The sequence below is a fragment of the Myxococcales bacterium genome, from assembly GCA_016703425.1.
Classification (GTDB): domain Bacteria; phylum Myxococcota_A; class Polyangia; order Polyangiales; family Polyangiaceae; genus JADJCA01.
In genome coordinates, this window is record JADJCA010000029.1 from 551,966 (window position 1) to 576,877 (window position 24,912).

The 24,912-nt window shown below is 68.3% G+C and carries 21 protein-coding genes; 9 read left to right on the top strand and 12 right to left on the bottom strand.

The features are described from left to right. Window positions 1-155 precede the first annotated feature (155 nt). Window positions 156-896, top strand: coding sequence for a hypothetical protein (locus IPG50_35825; protein MBK6697516.1), 741 nt, complete (start codon window positions 156-158; stop codon window positions 894-896). A gap of 75 nt (window positions 897-971) precedes the next feature. Here the strand turns inward: IPG50_35825 and IPG50_35830 are convergent, their stop codons facing one another. The 3 genes from IPG50_35830 to IPG50_35840 form a co-directional block, all read right to left on the bottom strand. Next, window positions 972-2,129: a VWA domain-containing protein gene (locus IPG50_35830; GenBank protein ID MBK6697517.1), complete on the bottom strand. Its 1,158-nt coding sequence runs from the start codon at window positions 2,127-2,129 to the stop codon at window positions 972-974. Window positions 2,130-2,358: 229 nt separating this feature from the next. Next, window positions 2,359-3,069: a Hint domain-containing protein gene (locus IPG50_35835; protein MBK6697518.1), complete on the bottom strand. Its 711-nt coding sequence runs from the start codon at window positions 3,067-3,069 to the stop codon at window positions 2,359-2,361. Window positions 3,070-3,334: 265 nt separating this feature from the next. Then, the gene (locus tag IPG50_35840) at window positions 3,335-4,657 is read right to left on the bottom strand and encodes a hypothetical protein (protein MBK6697519.1); all 1,323 of its coding nucleotides are present in this window, start codon (window positions 4,655-4,657) and stop codon (window positions 3,335-3,337) included. Window positions 4,658-5,109: 452 nt separating this feature from the next. On the opposite strand from IPG50_35840, the gene IPG50_35845 reads away from it, so the two are divergent. After that, entirely contained in the window at window positions 5,110-7,596 is a 2,487-nt protein-coding gene (locus IPG50_35845) for a hypothetical protein (protein MBK6697520.1), read from the top strand. Between the two features lie 31 nt (window positions 7,597-7,627). Continuing rightward, entirely contained in the window at window positions 7,628-8,008 is a 381-nt protein-coding gene (locus IPG50_35850) for a rhodanese-like domain-containing protein (GenBank protein ID MBK6697521.1), read from the top strand. A gap of 22 nt (window positions 8,009-8,030) precedes the next feature. On the opposite strand, the gene IPG50_35855 is transcribed toward IPG50_35850, so the two are convergent. Beyond that, entirely contained in the window at window positions 8,031-8,633 is a 603-nt protein-coding gene (locus tag IPG50_35855; GenBank protein MBK6697522.1) for a hypothetical protein, read from the bottom strand. 51 nt (window positions 8,634-8,684) lie between these two features. Between IPG50_35855 and IPG50_35860 the strand changes: the two genes are divergently transcribed. Continuing rightward, window positions 8,685-9,413 carry a glycosyltransferase family 2 protein gene (locus IPG50_35860; protein MBK6697523.1) on the top strand — a complete coding sequence of 243 codons (729 nt, stop codon included), beginning with the start codon at window positions 8,685-8,687 and terminating at the stop codon, window positions 9,411-9,413. Here the strand turns inward: IPG50_35860 and IPG50_35865 are convergent. After that, window positions 9,387-9,875, bottom strand: a complete 489-nt coding sequence (locus IPG50_35865) for a hypothetical protein (protein MBK6697524.1) — start codon at window positions 9,873-9,875, stop codon at window positions 9,387-9,389. The two genes, IPG50_35860 and IPG50_35865, sit on opposite strands and share 27 nt — an antisense overlap. 203 nt (window positions 9,876-10,078) lie before the next feature. Between IPG50_35865 and IPG50_35870 the strand changes: the two genes are divergently transcribed. Then, entirely contained in the window at window positions 10,079-10,837 is a 759-nt protein-coding gene (locus tag IPG50_35870) for an SUMF1/EgtB/PvdO family nonheme iron enzyme (GenBank protein ID MBK6697525.1), read from the top strand. 221 nt (window positions 10,838-11,058) lie between these two features. Further along, window positions 11,059-11,988 (top strand): hypothetical protein, encoded by a 930-nt coding sequence (locus tag IPG50_35875; protein ID MBK6697526.1) that lies wholly within the window; start codon window positions 11,059-11,061, stop codon window positions 11,986-11,988. Window positions 11,989-12,032: 44 nt separating this feature from the next. Here IPG50_35875 and IPG50_35880 read toward each other — a convergent pair whose 3' ends face one another. The 5 genes from IPG50_35880 to IPG50_35900 all read right to left on the bottom strand — a co-directional run bounded on the left by IPG50_35880 (window position 12,033) and on the right by IPG50_35900 (window position 17,893). After that, window positions 12,033-13,331, bottom strand: a complete 1,299-nt coding sequence (locus IPG50_35880) for an adenylosuccinate lyase (protein MBK6697527.1) — start codon at window positions 13,329-13,331, stop codon at window positions 12,033-12,035. Window positions 13,332-13,346: 15 nt separating this feature from the next. After that, window positions 13,347-14,306 carry a DUF4412 domain-containing protein gene (locus IPG50_35885; protein ID MBK6697528.1) on the bottom strand — a complete coding sequence of 320 codons (960 nt, stop codon included), beginning with the start codon at window positions 14,304-14,306 and terminating at the stop codon, window positions 13,347-13,349. Between the two features lie 89 nt (window positions 14,307-14,395). Further along, a complete protein-coding gene (locus IPG50_35890; GenBank protein MBK6697529.1) occupies window positions 14,396-15,823 on the bottom strand; it encodes a hypothetical protein in 1,428 nt (475 codons plus the stop codon). 128 nt (window positions 15,824-15,951) lie between these two features. Continuing rightward, window positions 15,952-17,295, bottom strand: coding sequence for a hypothetical protein (locus tag IPG50_35895; GenBank protein MBK6697530.1), 1,344 nt, complete (start codon window positions 17,293-17,295; stop codon window positions 15,952-15,954). 163 nt (window positions 17,296-17,458) lie between these two features. Continuing rightward, on the bottom strand, window positions 17,459-17,893 hold the full coding sequence (locus IPG50_35900) for a hypothetical protein (protein ID MBK6697531.1): 435 nt from the start codon (window positions 17,891-17,893) through the stop codon (window positions 17,459-17,461). A 218-nt stretch (window positions 17,894-18,111) separates the two neighbouring features. Here IPG50_35900 and fadI point away from each other — a divergent pair, with 218 nt between their 5' ends. Further along, a complete protein-coding gene (gene fadI, locus IPG50_35905; protein MBK6697532.1) occupies window positions 18,112-19,413 on the top strand; it encodes an acetyl-CoA C-acyltransferase FadI in 1,302 nt (433 codons plus the stop codon). Then, window positions 19,410-21,620 carry a fatty acid oxidation complex subunit alpha FadJ gene (gene fadJ, locus IPG50_35910; GenBank protein MBK6697533.1) on the top strand — a complete coding sequence of 737 codons (2,211 nt, stop codon included), beginning with the start codon at window positions 19,410-19,412 and terminating at the stop codon, window positions 21,618-21,620. Before fadI ends, fadJ begins: the two co-directional genes overlap by 4 nt. Window positions 21,621-21,628: 8 nt before the next feature. Here the strand turns inward: fadJ and IPG50_35915 are convergent, their stop codons facing one another. Beyond that, entirely contained in the window at window positions 21,629-22,003 is a 375-nt protein-coding gene (locus IPG50_35915; GenBank protein MBK6697534.1) for a hypothetical protein, read from the bottom strand. A gap of 41 nt (window positions 22,004-22,044) precedes the next feature. Next, window positions 22,045-23,301 (bottom strand): Zn-dependent hydrolase, encoded by a 1,257-nt coding sequence (locus tag IPG50_35920; protein ID MBK6697535.1) that lies wholly within the window; start codon window positions 23,299-23,301, stop codon window positions 22,045-22,047. Between the two features lie 229 nt (window positions 23,302-23,530). Here IPG50_35920 and IPG50_35925 point away from each other — a divergent pair, with 229 nt between their 5' ends. Next, window positions 23,531-24,865, top strand: coding sequence for an agmatine deiminase family protein (locus IPG50_35925; GenBank protein MBK6697536.1), 1,335 nt, complete (start codon window positions 23,531-23,533; stop codon window positions 24,863-24,865). Window positions 24,866-24,912 lie beyond the last annotated feature (47 nt).

The window sequence follows — 24,912 nt, forward strand, 5'->3', positions numbered from 1 at the left end:
ATCTCGTGGACGTGCGGGGAACGCGACGGCGCACCCTCGCCAAGGGGAATTGCATGGTCGGCAGCGCTGGGCCAAACAAACGGCCGGGGCGAGCGCGTCATTCGAGGAAATTGGCTGCGTTGCCGCTCGGGGTGAGGGGACAATGGGGCGCGCCCATGACGCAAGGCAGAGAAGGTGAGCTTCCGCGCTTGACCTGCGGTGGACGTCGCGCCCGAGCGGTCGTCGGCGCGCTCATTCTCACATCGACGCTGCTGGCCTGCGAACGGCGCGAGGTCGACGTCGAATTCCCCGCATCGGGACGTCAACTCACGCGCGCGGAGCGACGGGAGCTCCAGCGCGTCGCCGACGCAGCATTCCGCGAAGCCCGCGCGAACCTCGACGGGCTCCCGGCGAAGGTCACGCTCATTGTCCGATGGGGCAAGGATGTAATCGCGGAGACCGGTGAGACTGGCGCGGCCGCGTATCCCGGCAACGTTGGGTGGACCCTCGATCCCGATCGCGACGCGCTCGCCATCGTGCGTACGCAACTGCGGGCCACTCTTCTCCACGAGCTTCACCACTTGGCGCGAGCCAGTCGTGTGCAAACGACGTCTCTCCTCGATCACGTCGTCACGGAGGGGCTCGCAACGGCGTTCGAGCGCGACACGGCGAAGGTCGCGGTGCCGTGGGGGGAGCCTCCAGACGACGCCATGGCCTGGACGCGCGAGGTTCTCCGGCAGCCCGACGCGGCGGTTCTCCATGAATGGATGATCCGGCACCCCGACGGCAGGCGCTGGATCGGCATGCGCGTCGGAACCTTCCTTGCGGATCGGGCCGGGCGGTCCTCCGGCAAGCCGCCGAGAGCGCTGGCATTCACGCCGACCGCCGAGATTCTGCGCCTCGCCGACGTACGCTGACGAGTGGTCCGCTGGACTAGCACGCCGACGCCGACCGTTGGCTCCGACCTGCGTAGTTCCAGCGGAGCGCGTCTCTCAGCGCGGTGCTGGCGCCACGCCGGCGCCGCAACCGAGGACGACGGATTCCTTCTGCACGGCTCCGCTCTTCAGCAGATCGCAGGGCGCCCCGAAGAACCGAACCGATTGGGTCGTGCCGTCGTAGTCCCACCCGTTCTTCCGTGCTGGATCGCGCGGCACCGGCGTCGGCTTGCCGTCGAAGAACACGTAGATGTCGTCGGCGTTGGCGCCAGGCGGCGGCGTCGCGAGCTTCAGCTCGCAGGAGAGCGTGCTGCCGCCGATGGCCAAGAGCGCCGCGTCGAGCGACGCCTGATCGGACGCGTCGAAATACAAGTGGGGGGCTCCCAGCCGCGCGTGCCCACCGGCCAAGGCGACGCTGTCGAGGAACGAGCTGTCGACGCCGGCGCCGAAGCCCACCACGAATGTGCCGACGCCAGCGAGCGCAAGGTCCTTCACCGCCTTGAGGGTCCCGAGGTTAGCGCCGCCGGCGCTGCAGTCGGGAGATTGGATGCCGTCGGTCACGAGGACCACGAAGGACGGTCGAGACTTGTCGAAGAGCGACGGGTCGGTCTTCGCCTGGAGCATCCCCGTGTCGATGTTCGTGACGCACGGCCCGTTGGGAAAGAGCGGGTCACCTTGGTTGAGCGTTTGCGTGAGGCGCGTGCGCATCGTCTGTGCCGCCGAGCCCACGGGGAACGGGATGGTCCCCTGCGAGCAGTTCTCACCCGCTTTGTCGGGGAACAACGTGAGGCCGAAGCGAATGTCAGCCTCGTATTTCGTCATGAGTTGCGAGAGCGCCGCGACGGAGGCAGCCCACTTCGTGCCGCCGCTGGGGATCGCGTCGGTCATCGAGCAGCTTCGATCGAGCACCACGAGCAGGTTCGCTTGCACGCGAGTGGCGGCCACGGACTGACCTCCGCAGGCGCATGTTCGCGTCGCGGGGTTGCATTCGCCGGAGCCGCAGTCGCCGTTCGATGTGCACGCTTTCGTGTCCGCTGACCCAACGCCGCCTTCGCCGAAGCGCGTTGCACCCGCGCCAGAGTCGCCGGCGGAGCGCGCGAAGCCGTCCTCGAAGTCCGCCGGCTGCTCGGCCGCCGTGCTCGAACACGCCGCCGCAAGCGTCACGAGTCCGGCCGTGCACAAGACCCCAAGGAGCCCAACACGCTGCTTGTCCATCTGACCCTCGCATTGGCGCGCGAAGCGCGCAGCCACGAGCCCTGGTGCAAGACGCAGACCGTGTGCCTGCAATTTTCCGTTGCTGAGAAAGCGGCGCGACCGTGCTGGCGCGTCGGCTCGCGTTGCACACGACGTGCATCGTGGCGAGCGCAGCGCGGCCGTGGCGTGCAGGTGCCGCCCCGAGACCGCCCAAGACCGTCCGAGCGAGTTTGCGGCGACGCTGGTTAGCTCAACCCGGGCCCGCGTCGATCGGGCCATCGGCCGCAGCGTCGGCCGGGCCATCGGCCGACCCATCGCCCGTCGCGGCGTCTTCGATGCCTCCGTCGTTGCGCGCAGCGTCCGCCGCACCTTTCGCGGCGCCATCGACGCTGGCGTCGTCGACGACGCTGGCATCGGCCAGAATCGGAGTCCGCGGCCCCGACGCACCACAAGCCGAGTCAGGCTGGCACCCCGGCTCCTTGTTGTGCACGAGGACGCCGTCGGCGAAGAAGTTGTGCTCGTCGCCATCGACGGAGAGATCGTAGACGGTGACGCAGAGCTCGTCGTTGCGGAGAGCTTCCACGCGTCGCTCGCGCAGAGCGCCTCCGTGAAGAACGAGCAGCACGTCGCCGACGGAAACCAACGCGGCGAGCACCCACGCGCGCTTGTTGATGACCCAAATCGGGTGCTCAGCCGTGACGCGCAAATGCGCGCTACCCGCATCGATGACGAACGTCGGTCGAAGCTCGTGTCGGAGAACTGACGAGAGCCGCCGTGCCGCGGTCTCGCCGGTCGTCGGATCGCACACGATGACCTCGTCACCGACGGCGAGCGCCTCGATGGGCCGCGGGCCTGTGGGGGTCTCCACGAGCGTGCCCTCGGCAACGCAAGAGGTGACGACGCACGCCGTCGCTCCGAGGGAGACCAGCACGGCCAAAGCAGCGACGGAGCGATGCAGCATGAGGGGCTATCGCAGCAGCTCTCGTGCCACGAGGAAAGCTCGAACCACCTGCGCGTCGTCGCGGGAGCCCCATGACGCGGCTGTCGCGACGCGGGGCCGTGGGCCGTGGGCGGGGGCGGGGGCGGGGGCGGGGGGCGGCCGGCGCCGGAGCTACGTACTGTGCATGCTAACTATCGGCTGCCGCGGGGGCGCCGGCCCCCGCTGCGCGCTCCCAGCGCGTGGCCGTCCAACGGACGCTCACGAGCCGCTCCTCCTCGCTCGCGTCTCAGCGACGGAACCACACGTCGACCACCGGAATCGCCACTCCATCGCTCGTGTACGCCGCGCCGCGCTGACGAATCGCGCCCAGCACTTCCCCGGCGCTGACGAGGCTCTCGTTCACCGAAACATAGCCCACCGGGATTGAGCGAATCGCGCGGGCCGCGAGCGGCTCGAGCTCGCCCTGCCCGGTGCGGCCGTCGCCATTGCGGTCGAACCAGAGGCGTAAGCGGCTCCACACCGCATCGGCGCGATCGATGACACCGTCGCCGTTTGCGTCGTGCTGGGCCAACGCGTCGAAGCCGTTCTTGCTCTCGCGTCGCCCGCTGGGCCCTCGCGTTTGGTTGCCGAACAGCTCGTCGATGCCGTCGACGACACCGTTGTCGTTGGCGTCGAGCGCAAGGAGCGGCGTCTCGGCCGACGAGACCCAGGGCAATCGGTCGCGTGTGCCGTCGCCGTCGATGTCGAAAAGATCGCTCGCCGGCGTCGCAAGGCTGACGCCGCGTCGCGACGGCGAGAGATCGAAGACGAGCGGCGAGTCGTAGTCGTCGCATCCACACCCGTCGCCGGGCCCGTCCCACTCGCTAGAATCGCGCTTCACGACCTTCGGATTGGCGGCGTAGAGGAGCTGGGAGCGCGCTGTCGCGACGACCATCTGTGAGCCCATGTCGAAGTGCGCCTCGAGGTAGCCCACGACGCCGCTGTTCTCCGGGAACCTCTCCGCGTCGCCGTCCTGCGGTAGCGCGATGCCTGTGCCGCTCGCGGCAGGCGAACCGAAGCCGGGTCCCGTCGCCACGATGGCGTAGAGCGTTGGGGACGTCGTCATGTAGCGAACGTCCACGGGGAACGTCATCTGGCCCGAGGTCGAGACGCTTCCCTTGAGCTGGGAGAGCGTCACCGGGGTCGGGCGCGCATCGGAGTATGCCGAGTCCGTGACGAGCGGCGAGATCGAGCCAGTCGGTGTAGCCACCGGCACGATGGCGAGGCCGGTGGCCTGGTAGATCGACGCGCGGGCGCGCATCGCACCGTTGTCGCTGCACACGCGGTGCACACGCGCGCCGCTGTTGCCGGCAAACGACACGGTGAGCGGCACGAGCGGCTGCGCGGCGGAGGCCGTCGGCGGCGGCGAGGCGTTGCGCGAGCCCGACGGAGCGGGCCAAGGCGACGATGGTGGATACGACGGCAGCGACGGCGCGGGCCCGGTGGGGCCGGCGGCCGCCTGTCCCGCGCTTCCGCTGCCGGCTCCGTAGACCAGCGACTTGGAGAATTCGTGCTCGTCGTAGCTCGGCGAACAGGCGGCCGCGAACGCCCCGAGTGCGGCGACCGCCATCGTCGTCCAAGCGCTTCGAGGGTCCCTCCTCGTGCACACCGTCCTCGTCCACCGAGTCTTCGTTCGAACGGACGCCTTCGTCCCTGAGAGTTGCGTGCGCTTGCTCATCGATTCCTCCGCCGAGGAGGGCTACGCAACCGATGTGCCCGACGCGCGGATTGACGAAGGCCAGCAGGGCCGGTTCCATCGGGCCGACGGCGACCCGCGAAGGGCTCGCTTCGGATGCGGGAAAGCCTGGAAAAGGCAGCACGCCGCGCTGCCATAGGCTACCGGAGGGCGGGGGTGAACGAATCGTGCACCCCGGCACCGACCGTTCACGGCGCACATTGGGCTTGGTTATCGGCGGAGGACTACGCGGACGTCCGCGAGTCGTCTCGCCGACGAAGGCATCAACCGGCGCGCTAGCACTTCGACCCTCGCTCGTGCCCATCGGCGCGCCTAAACTGGACCAGATGAAGGTCGAAAGCGTCGTGCCCCTCCTCGCCGCGACCCTCGCCGCGTTCCCAGCGGTCGCGGCCGAGAGTGCCGAAGCCACGTCGGCCGGCGCCGGTGCCGTCGCCGCGCGCGTCGATTGGGCGTCGCGCAGCCTCGAGCATCGCGCCTGCGCGGCCGCTCCCTGCAACGCCGCCGGCGGTGCTCGCATCAAGCTCGAGCTACCGGGCGTCACCGACGCCGCCGTCCGCATCGACAACGTGCCGCTCGGCGAAGGACGCGCAGTGCTTCACGTCGTCGTCAAGGACAAGAAGAGCGAAGCGACCTGGGAAGCGCTCGTGGCGCCCTCGTCCCCGGGCGTCGGCGGTGCCGCGGGCGGCGCAGGGAGTCAGCTCCTATTTGCCGGTGCCACTGGCTTCACAGCCGGTGAGTCCGGCGAGCGGCGTGGCGAAGCGGTCGTTTCGCTCGCCCGGGCGCGCGGCGAAGGTCGCTATCTGGTCGTTGGCAACGTGAGCGAGAGCGCCACCCTTTGTGGCGAGCCGCGAACGCTCGTCGCGCCGCGCGCGCTTGACCCGCAGACGATGACGCTCCGCTCCGCCAGCGTCCAGCAGCTCTCGCCGGAGCGTCGCGCGGCAGCGGTGAAGCTCGTGGCGCGTGCGAAGAAGGAGCCGCCCGCGCCCCCCTTGGGGAAGCTCCTCGTGGCTCAAGGCACGACCGATCCGCGCACCGCCATCGCCATGATGGTCGACGGCGACGTCGGGACCCGTTGGAGCGAGGTGCGTTCCGGTAGCGGCGCCGGCGAGGCGGTGATGCTTCGAACTCCGAGCCGCGTCCCCGTAAAGCGGCTCGCGGTCGTCACGGTGCCGGCTGCTGCCGTCGCCGCCGACGACAAGAAGCCCAAGAGCAGCGAGCCATCGCCCGCCGTCGCGCCTAAATCGTTCTACTTGGCCACGGAGAAGAAGCTCTACCTCGTCGAGCTGCCAGAGGACGCTGCGCAGACGAAGAGCACCTTTGAAATCATTCTGCCCGAGGCTCACCAAGGCGCGTGCCTTGCGGTAGTGCTCGACGAAGCTTACGCGCGCGGCCTCGCAAGGCCGGAGGTCTCCATCGCCGAGCTCGTCGCCTACAGCGAGCTCGACGTGCCCGGCGCGTCGCTCGGCGACCTGGCACGGAGCCTCAAGACGGGCGGAGCCGACGCGCAACTTGCGGCGGAGATCCTGAAGCGCGCCGGCGGCCCTGCCGTCGACGCGCTTGCCGACGAGATGCCCGCGCTCGATGGAGCCGGCCGCCTCCTCGCGCTCGACGTGGCGATGGCTGCCGGTGGCTGCGACCGCGGAGCGCGCGCCCTTGTCCGCGCGCTCGTTGATTCGTCGGCCGAGGTCGCAAAGCGAGCGGAGAAGGGCCTGCTCCGCTGCGGCTCCGCGGCGACGGCGCCCTTGCTCGTCTCGCTCGACCAAGAGGACGCAGCCACGCGGGCGAAGGTGGCGGCGGTCCTCTCGCTCGTGGCGCCGTCCCGAGCGCTTCGACCCATCGCGCTGAAGCTTGGGCAAGGCGCCGCGCGTGATCGCGCTCTCTTGCGTGCGTCGCTGGCGCGGGCCGCAAAACGCGCCGATGCGAGGGAGTTGGTGGCGCTCTTCGACGAGGTGCCGCGCGAGGCGAGGTCGGAGTTGCTCCGCGCTCTGTCGGGTCGGCTCGGAGAGGCGCGCGAACGTGCGTCGCTGGCGGCCCTCGAGTGGCTCGAGAAGGACGGCTCGTTTCCCGCGCGCTACCTCGCCGCCGAGCCCCTCGGTGAGCTGGCGCGCGCCGGCGACATGGCGGCCACGAGTCGCTTCGTTGCGATGCTTGGCGGTGACGCCGACTGGCCCGTGCGCGCCCGCGTGGCCGCCCTCGCGGGACCCGTGCCGGCGGCGCACGGCGAGCTCTTGCGAGCGCTTTCAGACAAAGAACCTCGCGTCCGCGAAGCCGCGCTTCGCGCCGTGGAGGAGCGCGGCGTGTCGGCTGCCGCCGTTCGCGTCGGCGCGCTTCTCGCCCAAGATCCTTGGACCTTCGTGCGCTCCGCCGCCGCCGCCGCGCTCGGCGCCATGCCAGCCGCGCCAGACATCGACCGCACGCTCGTCGCGTCGCTCGCGGATGCGTCTCACCGCGTTCGCGGCGATGCGCTCGAGGCCCTAGGGCGCCATCGAGCACTCTCCTTCGCCGAGCCGGTTCGGGAGCGCGCCGAGGACGACCGCGAGCACCTCGACGTGCGCTCGCGTGCCATCGGTGCGCTCGGTCGCATGTGCGACGCGTCGTCGCTCGACCTGTTCACGAAGCTCGCGCGGCGCTTGACCTTGCCCTACCCGGAGCGGGTCGACCTCGACTTGGGCATCGCATCGGTGCGCGCGCTTGGTGCCGTTCATCCGGCTGATCTCGAGCGACGTCTTGCTCCGCTCCTGTCCAAGGAGAGCAAGGCCTCGGTTCGCGACGCCGCAACCGCCGCCATCGCGGAGCCGAGCCAATGCCGCTGAAGGTTGCCACGAGCCCGTCGCCGGGCCGCCGATGGTGACCGTCACGCCCAAGGAGGCCTTGGACCGGATGGCGCAAGGCGCCGTCTACCTCGACGTGCGCAGCGAGCCCGAGTTCGCCGAGGGTCGCCCGAAAGGCGCCGTCAACGTGCCGTGGCTTCGATTCGCCGCTCGCGGCCTCGAGAAGAATCCCGACTTCGCATCGGCGGTGAAAGCTCGCCTCGACGTTGACGCGAGCATCGTCGTCGGGTGTCGTTCCGGCGGTCGCGCGGCGAGCGCAGCGGAAGCTCTCCTTCGCGAGGGCTACGCGAACCTCGCCGTGTGCCGCGCCGGCTGGGACGGCGTGCGAGACGCCTTTGGCAGCGTCGTCGAGACGGGGTGGTTGGCTGAAGGTCTTCCCGTCGAAGCCGACTGAGCGCGACTCGGGCAGCCCGCGGCTATTGGCGCCTCCCGTCGCGCTTCGCGGCGCGCGCGTAGTCTTCCGCGGCGGTGCGGATGACCTCTAGGTCGCGCGCCGCGCGGTTTCGCTCGGCGACCAGCTCGGCGGTGAAGATCGTGAGGCCCCAGATCCCGTTTTCGCGGCGCCGAAACGGGTAGCGCGTTCCGCGTGCTGTCACCACGCTGGCGCGGTCGCCTTGGATCTCTACCGCCTGCACACCGGAGAGGTCCTTCTTGAGGCGCGCGGCGAAGCCCTTGCGCTGCGCCATGAGCGCGAAGAGCTCGGGGCCGTCTTTCGCCGCCGCTTCCTCTTCGAGCGTGGGTAAGAGCTTCTGCCTCTCGCCGTCCGGATAACTTGAGCGGACGAGTCCCGCTGCTTCGCGCCGCATGTCCCGCACCGAGAACGACGCCCACTGCGCGTCGGTTTCGAGGTACGCGAAGATGGCCGATTCGCGGTGCTCGGAGAGCGCGAGAGCGATGCGGAGGTAGGCGCCGTCTGGCGTCGTGTCGGGAGGGAAGGGGCGAACGAACGCTCGAAGCGCCAAGAGGCCGATGGAAAGCGCGGCGGCGCCGGCGATGACGAGTGCGGTGCGGCGCGTCACGGACGAATTCGTAGTCACGGATGGCCATCGAGTCTATAGGCGCGAGCGATCATGCCGCCTCGCGCTCGGATCTATGTCGTCGTTCCCGCGCGGAACGAGGCCCCGCGCATCGGCAAGGTGGTGACTTCGATGCCACCGTTGGTCGATCGCATCATTGTCGTCGACGACGGTAGCCGCGACGGTACCGGTGACGCGGCCCGGGAGCCGGGCGATCCGCGCACCGTGGTGGTTCGTCATGAGGAGACCCGCGGCGTGGGGGCGGCCATCGTGACCGGCTACCGCGCGGCGCTCGCCGACGTGGGCGACCCGCGCGACGGCTTCGTCGTCATGGCCGGTGACGGCCAGATGTCGCCACGCGACTTGCCCGCCGTGGCTGGGCCGGTGGTGCGCGGCGAGGTTGGCTACGTGAAGGGCAACCGCTTCGGCGTTCGCGATGCGGCGACACCCATGCCGTTCGCGCGCCGTGCGGTTGGCGAATTCCTCTTTTATGCGACGTCGCGCGTCACAGGGCTCTCGATCAGCGACAGCCAATGCGGCTACACGGCGCTCAGTCGAGCCGCCTGCGAGAGGCTCGACTTGGACGCGCTCTGGCCTCGCTACGGCTACCCAAACGACCTGCTCGCGCAGCTCGCCGAGCGAAACATCGCCGTGCGCGAGGTGTTCGTCGAACCGATCTATCGCGGCGAGCCGAGCGGCATCAGGCCGTGGCACGTCGCGCGCATCGCGTGGCTGCTCGCGCGCGCCCGTCTGCGCCTACTTCGCTCGGCACGAGTCCGGTAGCCCGAGCGCCGTACCCTTGTTGGTTTGCTGGCAAAGCGCCGTAAGAAGGTCGCTCTTGCACTGGTCGAAGTTGACGCCGGTCATCTTCGAGCACCCCATGAACTTGTAGTAGTTCTCGCAGTCGGCCACGGAGTGATGGTCCTCCGTCGCCACGACTTTGTCTTGGTAGAGGTACGCGAAGAGCGGCGCTCCCCCGTTGCACGCGCCCGCCTGCCGGCAGAACGTAGAGGTCGTGACCTCGCAGGCGCCGCCGGTCGGCAGGTCTGGATTGCCGGGAGCGTTCGCGTCGCCGCTCTTCGCGACCGTCGCGCTGCCGTCGCCCGCCGGCGCAGCGGTGCCTTGGGTGCTGCCGCCGTCGCCGCCCGAGGCGCCGCCGTCGGTCCCGCCGCCGCACGCGGCGAGCATGAGGGAGACAAATAGTCCGTAGAGAGTCGGCGTTTGAAGCGAAGAATGTAGAGCCATGGGACCTCGTAGTTCGCGCCGCCACGAGCAAGGTGCGTACCGCGAACGAGAGGCCCGTTTCTCCGCAAGGGCGCCGCCACCACCGCCAGGCGTCAACGTCCGCTCACGCGCGGCGCCGAACGCACGTTCACGGGCTCGTCGATTTACGCTTTCGAGGCGTCCAAGATTTGCGGTTCACCGCGCGAGCCGCGTAGTGTCGAGCGATGCCGAGCGCCGTCGAGCGAGCCATGGCTCTCGTCGTGCGTCTTGCGGTCGCTGCGCCGCTGATCGCAGGCGCCTCCGCGTGCGCGGCGCGTCCTCCCGTGGTGGCGGGCGGGTGCCCGGCGGGTATGGCGCAAGTGCAAGACGGCCCGCGAAGATTCTGCATCGATCGTTACGAGGCGTCGCTCGTGGAGATCGGTGCCGGTGGTCGCGAGACGGACTTCTCTCCCTACGAGACCGTCGGCCAACGCGTCGTGCGTGCGGTCTCAAAGGCCGGTGCCGTGCCGCAAGGCTATATCTCACGCAACGAAGCCGAGGCCGCCTGCGGCCGGTCCAAGAAGCGCCTCTGCACCGAAGCCGAGTGGGTGCGCGCGTGCATGGGCGCGAGCAAGCGGCAGTTCCCCTATGGCACGTCGCGCCGTCCCGGCAGGTGCAACGACCGCGGAAAGGCGCCGCTCGCGTCGTACTACTCGTTGCCGAACGCCGCTTCCGACCAATGGGGCGCCATGAACGACCCGCGCTTGAACCAGATGTCGGGCACCGTCGCGCCGACCGGCAGTCACGAGGGTTGCGCCAGCGAAGACGGCGTCTTCGACCTGATGGGTAACCTCCACGAATGGGTCGCCGATCGCGAGGGGACGTTCCTCGGCGGCTACTACTTGGACACGAAGCTCAACGGCGACGGCTGCCGCTACAAGACCGTCGCTCACGGCCCCACGTACCACGACTACTCGACGGGCTTCCGCTGCTGCGCCGATTGAGTCAGGCGGTCGCCAGCGGGACCTAGGTCGCGCGCACGTTGCGCATCTTGTGCAGGCCCCGTCACCGTTCCCGTTTTTGCGAGCACCGGCGCGCTCATCGTGGCCCTGCGGGACGAGAGGTCCCGCTGGCGACGTGAAGCATTCGCCGTGAAATTGGCCCATTTGGGCAGGCCGACGTCCGGCACACGGCGTGCTGTCACTCTCACCAAGGAGTGATGATCATGAAGACCGCATCTTTGATTTTCGGGTTGGCAATGGTGGTGGGCTGCTCCGCGGGCGCGGACGGGAACGTCGACACCGATGAGGGCGCGGCGACCAACGCGAGCGGGCCCAAGGGACTCGCGGGGGATCAGGTCAAGGTCGACATTGCGGTCGTCTCAGGGGCGGCCAGGGCCACGAAGTCAAACGCTCTCGCTTCCGCCGATCCCGACGCGGGAGCGCCGAGCGCCGAGATGACCGAATGCACCTGGAGCCTGTCGGTCCCGACGGCGAAGTACAACGGCCGTGCCGACGCCGACCAGACCAAGATGGTCGCTCAACTAAACGAGCTCCTCCGCGTCGAAGGCAACGCACCGATGAGCGGAGGCGAAAGCGCGGCACGTGGCGCCGCGTGTGAGGAGCCGGCGACGGTCGCCTCTGGGGCGAAGAGCCTGTACCTCAGCGCCGACTTCCTCTCCGTCGCGGTGAAGGTCGACACGACGCGCGCTCAGGCGCTCGGCTCGCAGCGAAACTTGACGGCGTCCTTCAAGAACATTGATCTCGCCTCGCTCAAGCCAGTCACGCTTCGCGACCTCGTCGGCGGCGACCCCACGGTGCTTGCGCGCTCGCTCTCGAAGATCATCACGCAGAAAGGCGACATCGGGCCCGCGACCGTCGGCGAGATGAAGGACTGGGCGCAGATCGCCATCCTCGACGGCGAGTTCGCCATGACGCCCGAGGGGCTCCACTTCGACTTCACCAACAAGATGCCTGTCGCCATCGGCGACGCCGTCGCCGAGAAGCAATGTCCCAACGCGCGGCCGCACACCTGCTTTGCGGGCTACGTGGTGCCCTGGACCGAAGTGGGCCTCACGGACGCCATGAAGCCCCGCATCATCCGGACCCGCGCCATTCAGCCAACACCTGCGCCCGTGCCCACGGCGCAGCGATGAGCCTGAGCGACCGCCGCGTCCACCCCGAGTCGCCGCCGCCGCGACTACGACGCCAGCGCTCGCTCGATGAGCGCTGGCACGTGACGAAGGGCGTGCGCCAAGTCAAAGCACGCGTCGAGCTTCTCGCGCGAGAGCTTGGCGGTGATGTCCGCGTCGGCGGCGAGGTTCTCGTGGAAGGTGCCCTCGCCGTGAAACGTCTTCATCGCGTTTCGCTGCACGAGCACGTAGCCGTCTTGCCGCGCCATGCCAGCTTCGACGAGCGAGAGCAACACCGCTTCGGAGAAGTAGAGGGCCCCGGCGCGCTCGAGGTTTCGCTTGGCGTTCTCTGGGTAGACCACCAAGCCCGCGGCGAGGCTGGCCGCGCGCTCGAGCATGAAGCCCAAGGTCGTGGTCGCGTCGGGCCCGATCATGCGCTCAACGGACGAGTGCGAGATGTCGCGCTCGTGCCACAATGCGACGTTCTCAAGGGCGGGCGTTACGGCGCTGCGCACGATGCGCGAGAGGCCGCAGAGGTTCTCGCTCAAGATCGGGTTTCGCTTGTGGGGCATGGCGCTCGAGCCCTTTTGGCCCTTCGTGAACGCCTCCTCCGCTTCGCCGACCTCGGACCTTTGCCAGTGACGAACGTTCGTCGCGAATCGCTCGACGCTGCTCGCCAAGAGCGCCATGGCGGAGAAGAGCGCCGCGTGGCGGTCGCGCGCGACGACTTGCGTCGAGACCGTTTCGCCGCGCAAGCCGAGGCTCGCCAGCGCGCGCGCCTCAAGGCCGGGCGTGAGATGCGCGTAGGAGCCCACGGCGCCCGCGATCTTGCCGACCGCGATCTCGTCACGGGCCAACGCGAGCCGCGCTCGGCCGCGAGCGACCTCGGCGTGGTGTCCGGCGAAGGCGAGCCCAAAGGTGATGGGCTCGGCGAAGATGCCGTGGCTCCGGCCGATGAGCGGCGTCTCGGCGTGCTCTCGCGCGCGGATCGTGAGCGCGTCGAGTAATCGATCGCAGTGTGTGAGCAAGAGGTCCGTGGCGTCTTTGAGCAAGAGCGCCAGTGACGTGTCGAGGACGTCGCTGGAGGTCATGCCTCGATGGAGCCAGCGCGCGTCGGCGCCGGCCAGCTCCTCGACGTGCGTCAAGAACGCGATGACGTCGTGCTTGGTCGTGCGCTCGATCTCGTCGATGCGCTTCGCGTCGAGGACGAGCTTCTTGTCGCGAAGGCGCGCCGCCACGCCGCGAGGGACGAGGCCTTCGTCCTCCATGGCGTCGCAGGCCGCGAGCTCGACGTCGAGCCACTTCTTGTATTTCGTGTCGTCGGACCAGAGGGCGACGAACTCAGCCGGTGAATAGCGCGGGATCATGAGCTAGGGGGTCGCTCACTTGGTCGGCTTGGTGGTCTTCGCGCCCTTGGGCGCCGGCGGCGGAATCGCCCCCGGGGGCAACGCACCGGGCGGAAAGGCGCCCGGAGGCATCGCGCCGGGGGGCATGCGGCCCGCCATGCCGGCCATCGCCTTGCCGATCATCTGCTCCAGCGTCATCTGCGGGTGATCGGCCGGGATCTCGAAGAGGTTCGCCGCGAGCGTCTTCTTCTCGATTTTGGTGACCTCGAGGCGGCCGGCTTCCTTGCCGTCGCGCTCGAACATGACGGCGCGCAGCGGGAAGTGCGTGCCGTCCATCAGCTCGCCCATCCACGCGTATTCGGCCGGCGCGCCGAGGAGCGGAATCTTCAACCACGAGAAGCCTTGCTGGGCGACGCACACGTTGACCTTGGAGTCGTCGCTCTGGATCTCCCAGTCTTCGCACTCGTAGCCGGCGACCTTGTCCTTCTTGCCCGTCTTGGTGACCTTCGGCGGCTTCACGGCCTCCTTCGGCTCGCGTGCGCCGGCGAACGATGGGCGCCCGCCGCCTTTGAGTTGCTCGCCGGCCTTGTTAAGGTCGAACACGAGCGCCATCTTCTCCGGCACGTCGGTCACGACGAACGCCTTCATTTGCGGCGCGTCGACGACGGCGAACCCCTTCATGGGGCCCATCGGACCGGGCGCGGCTGGGAGGTCCACGCGGAACTTCTTCTCCTTCACCATGAGGGCGAGGTTCATGCCGTCGGGGCTCTGCGGGCTCGCCTTGCTGGCCATCTTGCCCTTCACGGCGATGTCGATCTGACCCTCGAAGGCGCTCAAGAACGCCAGGCCGTCGTCTTTCGAGAGGCCGCTCAAGAGGCCGCCGCTTGAGCCACCGTCGGCGTCGCCCTTGCCGAGCATCGATTGAATTTTGCCGCAGCCGGTGGCGCAAAGGGCCGCGGCCATGGCGAACGCAGAGACGGTCGTGCGAAGGTGCATGCCCCTTCCTAGCGGGAGCGCGGGCGCGCGCCAAGGGATCCCGGTGCGCCGCGGCGGGGGTGCCCGTGGAAGTGCCTGAGAGCGCGTCTTTACGGCCCGCAGACGTCGTCGCGGAGCGGCGCGCGCGTTCGCGCGTGCGTGAAGAACGTGACGCTCGAGCCGGTCCCCGCGACGCCGAGCACGCGGAGCTTCGCCGGTGTTCCGGCGGCCGCCGGCATGAACGTGAGCCCCTCGAGCTCCTTCACCACAGCCGCGCCGCCGTAGTCGAAGAGCTTCGGCAGCACGATGCCCGTGTCGAGATCGATCTTGTGCACGGACTTCTCCGCGTCGTCGCTGGCCGTGTAGAGCGAGCTACCAGAGACCTTGGCGCCTTGAATGCGCCCCATCGGCTTGCTCAGCGGGATGCTCGTCTTGTGGGCGAAGGTGGCGAGGTCAAACACCTCGATGGCCGGGATGGGATCCCACTGGGAGAGGTAGGCGACCTGCTTCTTCCCGTCGACGGCGATCCATGGAACGCCTTGCGACAGGATCGAGGTTGGAATCGCGAAGCGCTGGCCCTTCTCGTTCAGCGTCATCGGGTCGAACAAGACGATGGTCGGCTTCTCGTACTTCTTGTCTTCGATGGGCGCGTAGAGCGTGCCTTGGTGGAGGTCGACGTCGCCGATGTGCGAAGAGCCGCCGATGAGCATGTCGATGGGAATGGCGGCGGTCTTGTTGACCGTGACGGCGAGGTTCGTGTCCGTCCGCTGAAGCCCCAGCGTCCACGAGAAGACGTAGCCGCTGCCGTCGAAGACGACGCCTTGCGAGCGCGTCGCCGACGTCGCCGTATCGAAGGCCAACGGGTCCGGCGTCGCCCACGCTTCGCCGTCGACCTGCTCGATGAAGCGCGTCAGCGCGGCGGTCTCGTCGGCTTTCGCTTTGCCTTGGCTGAGGGCGCCGAGCCACGTGTCGTAGTCGCCGCTCGGCATGGCCGCGAGGGTGCGTGTCTCGCCGGCCTTGGCCGCGATGGGCGGCAGCGCGATGCCCGTCTCGGGCTTGCCATCGGCGTCGAGCGTCTCGAGCGTCACGAGCACACGGCGGAGCGCGTCGTTGGCGGTGCATGCGCCGCCGGCGAGCGCGAAGGGTGAGAGCTTCGCCTTTGCGGGGACCGTCGCGAGCGCAACGCCGGCGATGGAGAACGTGATGGTGCCGCCGACTTCGTAGTGGAACGTACCCTTCGCGTCGGTCGTGCCCTCGAACTTGCCGGACTTGTACGCGATGCCTGCGATGGCGCCGGGCAGAGGCCCGGGGCCGCCGATGAGAACGCCGTCGCTGTCGGTCGGCGTGGCTTTCGCGTCGCCATCGCCGGCGCCACCGTCGTTCGTCGCGGTGGTGCCTCCGTCCTTGCTTGCGGACGAGGTCGGCGCCGCATTGGCGGGGCCCGTGTCGCCGGCGGGGCTCGCGTCGCTGGAGCATGCGGGAGAACCAAAGACCAACGCGACCCCGAAGAGGCCCGCAAGCGTGACGCGGCGAAGCATGATGCCTTTGCCTTACGAAATGAGCCCATCGCCGCAAGCGGCAAAGGCCCCGCTTGTCGGTTTTAGCCGCCCATCGACCGCAAATTGGTCAACGGGGGTAACGGGGCGCGCCACCGCTTCAGTCTGCCTTAGGGCGCCGCGTCGCGGAGCGCGAACAGTTTTCCGTTGGCCCCGACGGGGCGTGACCACGCCGCGTAGAGCGTCCGGTTCGGCGCTGGAGCGATGAGGTCAAGCTCGGGGAGCCAACTGCCCGTCGACCAAGACGTCCATAGCCTTGTCCCTTGGGCATCGAAGGCGGTGCCGCCGGCGTAGATCGTTCCGGCGCCGTCGACGACGACGTTGCCTCCCTGAAGGGACACGGGCACCTCGAAGACGGTCGCGCCCGCTTTTGTGTATTTTGCAACCTTGTGCGCGGAGCCTTGGGTGAGCGCCAGAACGAGCGAGTCGTCGGCGCCGATGGCGAGCGAGTACGGCGATATCGCGGAGTCGGCGGCCGCGAGCGCGACCTTGGTACCGCCCGGCTGCAAGAGCGCCGGTCGACCCCACCCGCTCGAACCTTGCGCGCTGTTCGGGAGCACGCCGAAGGTCGTGCCGCCGGGGCCGATGCCGAGCAGCGCCGCGTCGGCCGCCGTCCACGAAAGGCCGCCGGAGGTCGTCCGACGGTCTACCCAGAACTCGCGCTTGAGTGCCGTGCCGTCGTAGCGGGTGCCCGCCGACAGCCAGCCACCACCAGCGACCTCCGAGCGGAGCCAGGGTGTGTAGAACGGCGGCCCTGCCGAGAGGGCCTTCGTCGTCGGGTCGTACACCTTCGAGGCGGCCTTGGGCGCCGTTGGGTTCGCCTCCGCGACCTCCTCCGGTGCGCCAAAGACGACGCGCCCGTCGGCCTGCACGAGGAGGCGACGGGACAAGTCTGTGCCGACCTCTTCGGAGAAGAGGAGCGCGTTCGTTCCGTCGCCGCTGTCGTAGCGGACGAAGGCGTGCACCAGCGCCGACTGGAAGGCGCCCACGGGCCTTCGTGATGTCACGTACGCGTAGAGCGCGTCGTCGCCGCCGATGGCGAGATCATGCACCTCGCCGTTCAACGCCACCGTCCACTTGACCGCGCCGTCGGCGCTCACAGCGCTCACGCGGGCGCTGCCGGCGTGAAACACATTGTCGCGGCAAGCGTCCTGGGAAACGAAAGCTCGTCCCGTCGCGTCGACGACCAGATGACGGGGCGCACAGCTCGATGGAAGCTGAGTTTGCCAAGCGAGCTTCGGCGCCGTCGGCCCCACCGCCGTCGAGCGCCCTTGTCGGTCGCGGCATCCGTAGACCATGGGCCATGGATGCTTCGTGCAGGGATCCTTGGCTTTTCGCCTCGAGAGCTCTGACTCTGTCGCACCGTCGTCGCCGGTACCGCCGTCCTCGGCCAAGCAGCCGCCCAACAAGGCGCCGAGCGCCGCGACCGACACGAACAGAATGCCACGCATCATGGATGACCCCTCTCGCGAGGCGCTCACGATGCGCGCCCGCCTGGGACCATCTGACGAGGCGGTCGCACCTCCGCAACGGAAGGGCCGGATTGCTTCCGCGCGGAGGTGGAAAGTTAACCGGCGCCGCTGCCAGGCTTGTCAGCGAGGTTGTCAGCGCGAGCGCTCAGCTCGCGTACTTCTGAACCATTGCGCCGAGGCGCGGCACGGCCGCTTCGACGTTCTTCTTCGCGCTCGAGCGGAGCTTGTCGTAGGTGCCCTTCACGACGGCGCTCTTGGAGCGCTCGGCCTTCGCGTCGGTGATCGCGAGGAGCGCGTCAGCGACACGGTCGGACTGCGCCTTGAAGAAGTCGCCCACGGGTGAGCCCTTGGTCTTCGCCTCTTGAAAGAGCGGGTCGAGCGCCGTCGCGAACTCCGGGAGCAGGTCGGTGACGGCTTGCTTGATGAAGCCGGGCTTCACGCCCTTGACGGTCTTGTAGCCGGCCTTGATGGCAAAGCCTGAGAGCCCACCTTTGTCGTCCACCTCGGCCTCGATGATGTGGAGGCAGTCCTCCACGACGGCCGGCTTCTTTGCCTCGAGAATCTCTCCGAGTGTCGACATGGGCTACTCCTCCCTCCCAGGCGAAAGCGCGGTCGCCCGCTTCTTCGAGACCCGGGGGAAGTGCCGATTACCACTTTCGGGGCTCGGAGGACAAGACTGACAGGAGATTCGAGCAGTTGCGGGCCACCTTTCGAGCCGCGACTCTTGACGCAGCGCGTCTTGGTCCCCACCCTCACAAACTGAATGGCCATTCATTCCAGCACCTGCGGGAGCCACCCATGAAGCCAGTCTCCAGCGATCGCGTCGCCATTGTGGCGGGCCTGCGGACGCCTTTCGTTCGCTCGGGCACCGAGTTTCGTGATCTGTCGTCGCTCGACCTCGGCAAGCTCGTGGTGGCCGAGCTCGTGGCAAGGACCGAGCTCGACCCCAAAGAGATCGGCCTCTTGGTCTTCGGGCAGGTGTTGCCGTCGATCGCGGCGCCGAACATCGCCCGCGAGATCGTCCTCGGCGCCAACCTCCCCAAGGACATCGAGGCCTTCAGCGTGAGCCGGGCCTGCGCCACGTCGTTTCAAGCCATGACGAGCGCTGCCGAATCGATCCTCGCGGGCCATCACGACGTGGCAGTTGTCGGCGGCGCCGACAGCGCGAGCGACGTGCCCATCACCGTGTCGAAGAAGCTGGCGTCGGCGTTGGTCAAGGCCTCGAAGGCGAAGAGCCTGGGCGCGAAGCTCTCGGCTTTCGCGGGGCTCGGCGCCAAGGACCTCCTGCCGGTGCCGCCCGCATTGAAGGAGCCGTCGACGGGCCTCACCATGGGTGAGAGCGCCGAGAAGATGGCCCGCGAGGCAGGGATCACGCGCGCGGCGCAAGACGCCTTCGCCCATCGCAGCCACGAGCGCGCGGCGCGTGCTTGGCAGGGCGGCCTCTTTGCCGACGAGGTGATGCACGTCGTGCCGGCGCCTCGTTACGACACGGCCGTCGCCACGGACAACAACGTGCGGACCGACTCAACGCTTGCCGCCTACGAAGCGCTGAAGCCCGCCTTCGACCGTCGCTTCGGCACAGTCACGGCGGCCAACTCGTCACCGCTCACCGACGGCGCGGCGGCGCTGCTCTTGATGAGCGAAAGCAAAGCCAAGGCGCTCGGCCGAAAGCCGCTCGGCTACGTCCGCTCGTTCGCGTACGCGGCCCTCGATCCGAACGGCTGGATGCTCATGGGGCCCAGCTACGCGACGCCCAAAGCGCTGGCGCGCGCGGGCCTCACGCTCCGCGACATGGACCTCGTCGACATGCACGAGGCCTTCGCGGCGCAAGTGCTCTGCAACGTGGAGGCCTTCGGCTCGGCGTCCTTCGCAAAGGACAAGCTCGGCCTTTCGGCCGCCATCGGCGAAATCGACGACGCGAAGTTCAACGTCCACGGCGGCTCCATCGCCATCGGCCACCCCTTCGCCGCCACCGGGGCACGCATGATCACGACGACGCTGCGCGAGCTAGGGCGGCGGAAAGGCCAGTTTGCCTTGTGCACCGCCTGCGCCGCCGGCGGTCTCGGCGTGGCCGTCGTCCTGGAAGGAGCCGAGTCATGAGCGACGCCAACGTGATCAGCGACACGAACCCTCTCATTCGCGAGGAGCTCAAGGATGGCGTCCTCGTCGCGACCCTCGACGACAAGGGCGCGGTCTTCAACACGCTCACCGTGGCTCTCGGCGAAGCGCTCGGCGGTCTCGTCGCGCGCGCGGCCAACGACCTTGCCGTGAAGGCCGTGGTGCTCAAGAGCGGCAAACCCGACAGCTTTATCGTCGGCGCGAACATCGACATGCTCGCGGCCGCGAAGACCGCCAGCGACGCGGAGCGATTGGCCACGAATGGCGCCGCGCTGCTTCTCGCCATCGAGCAATCGCCGAAGCCCTTCGTGGCAGCGGTCCACGGGCAAGCGCTCGGCGGCGGTTTCGAGATCGCCCTCGCGTGCAAGGCCTTGGTCGTCTCCGACGACAAGAAGACCGTGCTCGGTCTCCCGGAGGTCCAGCTCGGCCTCATCCCTGGCGCCGGTGGCTTGGTGCGCCTCGCCAAGCGCGCCGGCCTTGCCGTCGCCCTCGATCATGGTCTCACCGGCAAAAACCTCCGCGCCTCCAAGGCGAAGAAGCTCGGCGTGGCCGACGAGCTTTGCCCGGCAGCGGTCCTCGACCGCGTCGCCATCGAGATCGCGCAGAAGCTCGCCCGTGGCGAGGCGCTGCCGCCGCGCAAGGAGAAGCTCCAGGCACGAGCGACGGAGCTGTTCCTCGAAGACACGCCCATGGGTCGGGCGCTGCTCTTCAAGAAGGCGCGCGAAGCGACCCTCAAGAAGACGCACGGCAACTACCCGGCCGCGGAGCGAATCCTCGATGTCCTTGAGGCCTACGCGAAACACGGCGAGGCGCGCGCCGCCGAGCTCGAAGCACGGGCCTTTGGCGCGCTCGTCGTGAGCGATACGGCGCATCGCCTCATCGAAATCTTCCATGCGCAGACTGCGCTCAAGAAGGATCGTGGCGTCGACGCCAAGGACATCAAGGCGCTGCCTGTGAACCACGTGACCGTCCTCGGCGGCGGCCTCATGGGCGGCGGCATCGCCTTCGTGTCGGCGCAAGCGGGCCTGACGGTGCGCATCAAAGAGCGAGACGACCTCGGCGCCGGCCGTGGGCTCAAGCACGTGCGCGGTCTCTTGGACGAGCGCGTGAAGCGGCGCGCCATGAGCCGCGAAGAGCGCGATCAGGTGATGGCGCGAGTCACCGCCACGACGGACTTCTCCGGGATGTCGCGCACCGATCTGGTGGTCGAGGCGGTCTTCGAAGATCTGGCGCTCAAACACGCCATCGTGCGCGACGTCGAAGCGCACGCGCCGGAGCGCACCATCTTCGCGACGAACACGTCGTCGATTCCCATTGGCCGCATCGCCGAGGCGTCGAAGCACCCCGAGCGCGTCGTCGGGATGCACTACTTCAGCCCCGTCCACAAAATGCCGCTCCTCGAGGTGATTCGCGCCGCGAAGACCTCCGATGAGGTCGTGGCCACGGCGGTCGCCGTCGGCAAGAAACAGGGCAAGACGGTCATCGTCGTGAAAGATGGCGTCGGCTTTTACACGAGCCGCATCCTCTCGCCGTACATGAACGAGGCGGCGTACCTCGTCTCGGAGGGCGTACCCGTGGACGTCATCGACGAGGCGCTCGTGGCGTGGGGCTTTCCCGTGGGGCCAGTCGCACTCCTCGACGAAGTCGGCATCGACGTGGCCGCGCACGTGGGCCCCATCATGATGGAGGCCTTTGGCAAGCGCCTCGCGCCGCCGGCCACGATGCTCGCGCTCGTGAAAGACGACCGCAAAGGTCGCAAGAACCGTCGCGGCTTTTACGTTTACGACGAGGAGAAGCAGCCACGACGAGCCTTTGCCTTCGCGCAAAACAAGTCCTCGAAGAAGCGCGTCGACGAGTCGGTGTATGTGGCCTTGGGCGTCACGCCGAAAGCGAGCGGCGGTCCGACGCCCGAGGAGATCGTGGATCGCTGCGCGCTCCAGATGGTCAACGAGGCGCTCCACTGTTTCGGCGAGGGACTCCTAAGGAGTCCGCGCGACGGCGACGTGGGAGCGATCTTCGGCCTCGGCTTCCCGCCCTTCCGTGGCGGGCCGTTTCGCTACCTCGACGCGAAGGGCGCCAAGAGCGTGCTCGCGCGCGTTCGCGCCTTCGAAGATCGCTTCGGCGAGCGCTTCCGGCCCGCGCCGCTCTTGGTCGAGCTCGGCACCAGCGGGAAACGCATCTACGGGTAGAGCTCGGATTACGCCTGGCCCTTCGCCTCGAGCGACATCGGCTTCACGAAGCGGCCCGTGACGTTTCCGTCGAGCTCAGCCACCACGGCGAGAAATCCGGGGCGCGCGCGATCGCGGAGAAACTCGCCGAAGGTCGGGTAGCCGCTGCGATCGAAGAACTCCGCGGCGGCGTCCCGAGGTAAGACGCCGGTGCGCTCCTCGTCGACGACGACGGCGCCCTTTGCGTCGGTCTTCGCCACGATGATGGCGGCCATCTCGTCGATCGACAGGCCGCGCGTCTCGCGGGCGCGCTCGCACTGCACCAGGAGTTCGGCCAGTCGATCGAGGATGAGCTCGTCGTAGGCGTCGGCGTCCTCGCGCGTGACGACCTTGAGGTCGGCCATCGGGGGAGCTTACCTGAACGCCGCGAAGAGCGCTGTCGGGCTCAAGAGGCGCGCTCGGCGCGATCGAGCATGGCGTGGAGCAGCACGTTGCAGCCGGCCTCGAGGTGCTCGGGCTTGGCGTCTTCGATCTCGTTGTGGCTGATGCCGTCTTTGCACGGCACGAAGATCATGCCCGCCGGGGCGAGGCGAGCCATGTACACGGCGTCGTGCCCGGCGCCTGAGACGGCGTTCATGTGCGAATACCCGAAGGCCTTCGCGCCCGCCTCGACGGCGCCCACGCAGCCGGCCTCGAAGGGGCAGGGCGGGAAGTGGGAGACCTGCTCGATGCTGATGGTCAGGCCCGACTCGCGGGAGGTCGCCTCGATGAACGAGCGGATTTCGCGGTCCATGGCGTCGAGTCGTTCGGTGTCGACGTTGCGAAGGTCGATGGAGAACTTCACTTGGCCGGGGATGACGTTGCGGCTGTTGGGAAACACCTGCACGAAGCCGACGGTGCCGCGCCCGTAAGGCGGATAGCGGTGCGCGATGGCGACGGTCTCCTGCATGATGCGCGTCGCCACCTGCAGCGCATCCTTGCGCAAGGCCATGGGTGTCGGCCCCGCGTGGGCCTCCATGCCGTTGACGACGCAGTCGTACCAACGAAGGCCCAGGACGCCGGTCACGACGCCGATGGTGGTGTTGGCGTCTTCGAGGACCGGACCCTGCTCGATGTGCGCCTCGAAGTAGGCGCCGAGCGGGTGTTTGCCCGGCTCCTCGGGGCCTACGTAGCCGATGCGCGAGAGCTCGTCCTTGACGGTCTTGCCGTCGACATCTTTCGCCGCGTAGGCGTGCTCCAGGGTAAACGCACCGGCGAAGACGCCCGAGCCCATCATGACGGGGACGAAGCGCGAGCCTTCCTCGTTGGTCCAGAAGACGACCTCGATGGGCGCCTCGGTCTCGATGCCGCGCTCGTTCAGCGTACGAACGACCTCGAGGCCGGCGAGCACGCCGTAGTTGCCGTCGAACTTTCCGCCGGTGGGCTGGGTGTCGATGTGGCTGCCGCAAGCGATGGGGGCGCGCTTCGGATCCTTGCCGGCACGGCGCATGAAGACGTTGCCGATCTTGTCGACGGTGATCGTCATGCCTGCTTCTTTGGCCCAACCCACGACGAGGTCGCGTCCCGTCTTGTCGAGATCGGTGAGCGCGAGGCGGCAGACGCCGCCTTTCTGGGTTGCGCCGATGCGCGCGAGGTCCATGAGGGACTGCCAGAGACGCTTGCCGTTGATGGCCACAGGGGAAGAAGTTGAGGGCGCACTCATGCGCGCGATGCTACCCGCGAATGCTCGACGGGGGATCGCAAGACGGGCGGCGCGGGGGCGGAGGGGGCACGCTCGTACTTGCCTCAGGGTCGACCGCAGCCGGCGGCCAAGCGGTCGACTTATGACGGGCAAGATCCAGCGAGAAAGTCCCGATTTGCCCAGGCGCCTGGCTCGAGACTCGCGCGCTTTGCCCTACCCTCGTTGGCACGCCGAGTGCGTCGGCGACGTCATGAGGCTCGGCCGCTTAGCAACGTTTCTACTCCCGGCGCTCTTGGCTTGCGCTGGCGGCACAGGCGAGGAGTCCACGCCGTCGGAAGACGCCCTCGAAGGAAAGGCCCTCGGGGCTCTCGTTCCCGAGACGGCGCCCGCCGAGGCTGTCGTCTTGTCGAACGCCGACCTGTTCGCGGGCATCAACGAGCTCCACTACACGCTCTTGCGAGGCCTCTTCTCGGACCCGGCCCTCGCCGACGTCAAGGTCCACTACCTTGGCCCCAGCGCCTTCTCGTTCGCCGACATCGTGACGCCGGTGCGCGCGAAGGACGGCGATCGCCTGACGGCGCGCTTCTCGACGCGGTTCGCGTCTGAGATCGCCGCGAAGCGCCTCGTTCACGTGAACGCGGCCGTAGAGACCAACTGGGCGCGCGACTTCTTCCCGATGGTGGTCAAGTCGGCGTCGCCGAAGGAGACCGTTCGCTTCACCTACGACGTGATGGAGGGCACGGGGCCGGCGGCCGAAAAGGCAGCCGAGGGCATCGGCATGAAGGTGTCGAAGTCGGCCCTCACGCTCGAGGGCGGCAACATCATGATCGACGAGGACGGTACGCTCTTCTCGACGACGAAAATCCTCGAAAGGAACAAGCCAAAGAGCAAAGCCGAGGTGGAAGCGGAATTGCGTCGCACCCTCGGCGCGAAGGACATCGAGTGGCTGGACCCGCTGCCCGGCGAGATGACGGCGCACGTCGACATTGTGGCGAAGGTCGTTGGGAAGAAGCGCGCCATCGTCGGGTCATCCGATGGCCGTTGCCCCGCCGAGGCACCGCCGACCTGCGCCAAGCGAAAGCCCACGCTCGACAAGATCGCCGCGGCCTTCGAGCGGCGCGGCTATCGCGTCACGCGCATCATGAACGCCGAGAGCGACGGCGACGCGCGCGCGATGTCGTACGCCAACTCGCTCTTGGTGAACGGCACGGCGCTCTTGCCGATGTACTTCGACCCCACCGTCGCCGATGACGTAGCCGTGGCGTTCGACCCGGCCAAGGTTCCGGCGAAGGCCATCGTGAAGGCGTGCAACGAGAAGAACCCGTTCCCCGGAACGACCGATCTCGCAGCCGACCTCGTGGCCCGCGAGCGGGCTCGCTGCGCGCTCGAGGAGGTCATCAAGGTGGCGAAGCCCGCCGGCGAAGCGACGAGCTACCACGAGTACGCGCTCGAGATCGCCCGCCGGGACGGCGAGGCAAGAAAGGCATACGAAAGTTTGGGCTTCCGCGTCGTGCAGGTGCCCGGCGCCGGGATGATCAACTTCGGCGGCTCGATTCACTGCATTTCGATGCAGATCCCGAAGTAGCTGCTGCGCGGAACTCTCGCGGCGACTGGCCGTTCGGTGGCGCTGTC

Excerpts from the sequence above, each read along its gene's own strand:
- IPG50_35825 (MBK6697516.1), top strand. The coding sequence starts at position 156 with ATGACGCAAGGCAGAGAAGGTGAGCTTCCGCGCTTGACCTGCGGTGGA.
- IPG50_35830 (MBK6697517.1), bottom strand. The coding sequence starts at position 2,129 with ATGGACAAGCAGCGTGTTGGGCTCCTTGGGGTCTTGTGCACGGCCGGA.
- IPG50_35835 (MBK6697518.1), bottom strand. The coding sequence starts at position 3,069 with ATGCTGCATCGCTCCGTCGCTGCTTTGGCCGTGCTGGTCTCCCTCGGA.
- IPG50_35840 (MBK6697519.1), bottom strand. The coding sequence starts at position 4,657 with ATGGCGGTCGCCGCACTCGGGGCGTTCGCGGCCGCCTGTTCGCCGAGC.
- IPG50_35845 (MBK6697520.1), top strand. The coding sequence starts at position 5,110 with ATGAAGGTCGAAAGCGTCGTGCCCCTCCTCGCCGCGACCCTCGCCGCG.
- IPG50_35850 (MBK6697521.1), top strand. The coding sequence starts at position 7,628 with ATGGTGACCGTCACGCCCAAGGAGGCCTTGGACCGGATGGCGCAAGGC.
- IPG50_35860 (MBK6697523.1), top strand. The coding sequence starts at position 8,685 with ATGCCGCCTCGCGCTCGGATCTATGTCGTCGTTCCCGCGCGGAACGAG.
- IPG50_35865 (MBK6697524.1), bottom strand. The coding sequence starts at position 9,875 with ATGGCTCTACATTCTTCGCTTCAAACGCCGACTCTCTACGGACTATTT.
- IPG50_35870 (MBK6697525.1), top strand. The coding sequence starts at position 10,079 with ATGCCGAGCGCCGTCGAGCGAGCCATGGCTCTCGTCGTGCGTCTTGCG.
- IPG50_35875 (MBK6697526.1), top strand. The coding sequence starts at position 11,059 with ATGAAGACCGCATCTTTGATTTTCGGGTTGGCAATGGTGGTGGGCTGC.
- IPG50_35880 (MBK6697527.1), bottom strand. The coding sequence starts at position 13,331 with ATGATCCCGCGCTATTCACCGGCTGAGTTCGTCGCCCTCTGGTCCGAC.
- IPG50_35885 (MBK6697528.1), bottom strand. The coding sequence starts at position 14,306 with ATGCACCTTCGCACGACCGTCTCTGCGTTCGCCATGGCCGCGGCCCTT.
- IPG50_35890 (MBK6697529.1), bottom strand. The coding sequence starts at position 15,823 with ATGCTTCGCCGCGTCACGCTTGCGGGCCTCTTCGGGGTCGCGTTGGTC.
- IPG50_35895 (MBK6697530.1), bottom strand. The coding sequence starts at position 17,295 with ATGATGCGTGGCATTCTGTTCGTGTCGGTCGCGGCGCTCGGCGCCTTG.
- IPG50_35900 (MBK6697531.1), bottom strand. The coding sequence starts at position 17,893 with ATGTCGACACTCGGAGAGATTCTCGAGGCAAAGAAGCCGGCCGTCGTG.
- fadI (MBK6697532.1), top strand. The coding sequence starts at position 18,112 with ATGAAGCCAGTCTCCAGCGATCGCGTCGCCATTGTGGCGGGCCTGCGG.
- fadJ (MBK6697533.1), top strand. The coding sequence starts at position 19,410 with ATGAGCGACGCCAACGTGATCAGCGACACGAACCCTCTCATTCGCGAG.
- IPG50_35915 (MBK6697534.1), bottom strand. The coding sequence starts at position 22,003 with ATGGCCGACCTCAAGGTCGTCACGCGCGAGGACGCCGACGCCTACGAC.
- IPG50_35920 (MBK6697535.1), bottom strand. The coding sequence starts at position 23,301 with ATGAGTGCGCCCTCAACTTCTTCCCCTGTGGCCATCAACGGCAAGCGT.
- IPG50_35925 (MBK6697536.1), top strand. The coding sequence starts at position 23,531 with ATGAGGCTCGGCCGCTTAGCAACGTTTCTACTCCCGGCGCTCTTGGCT.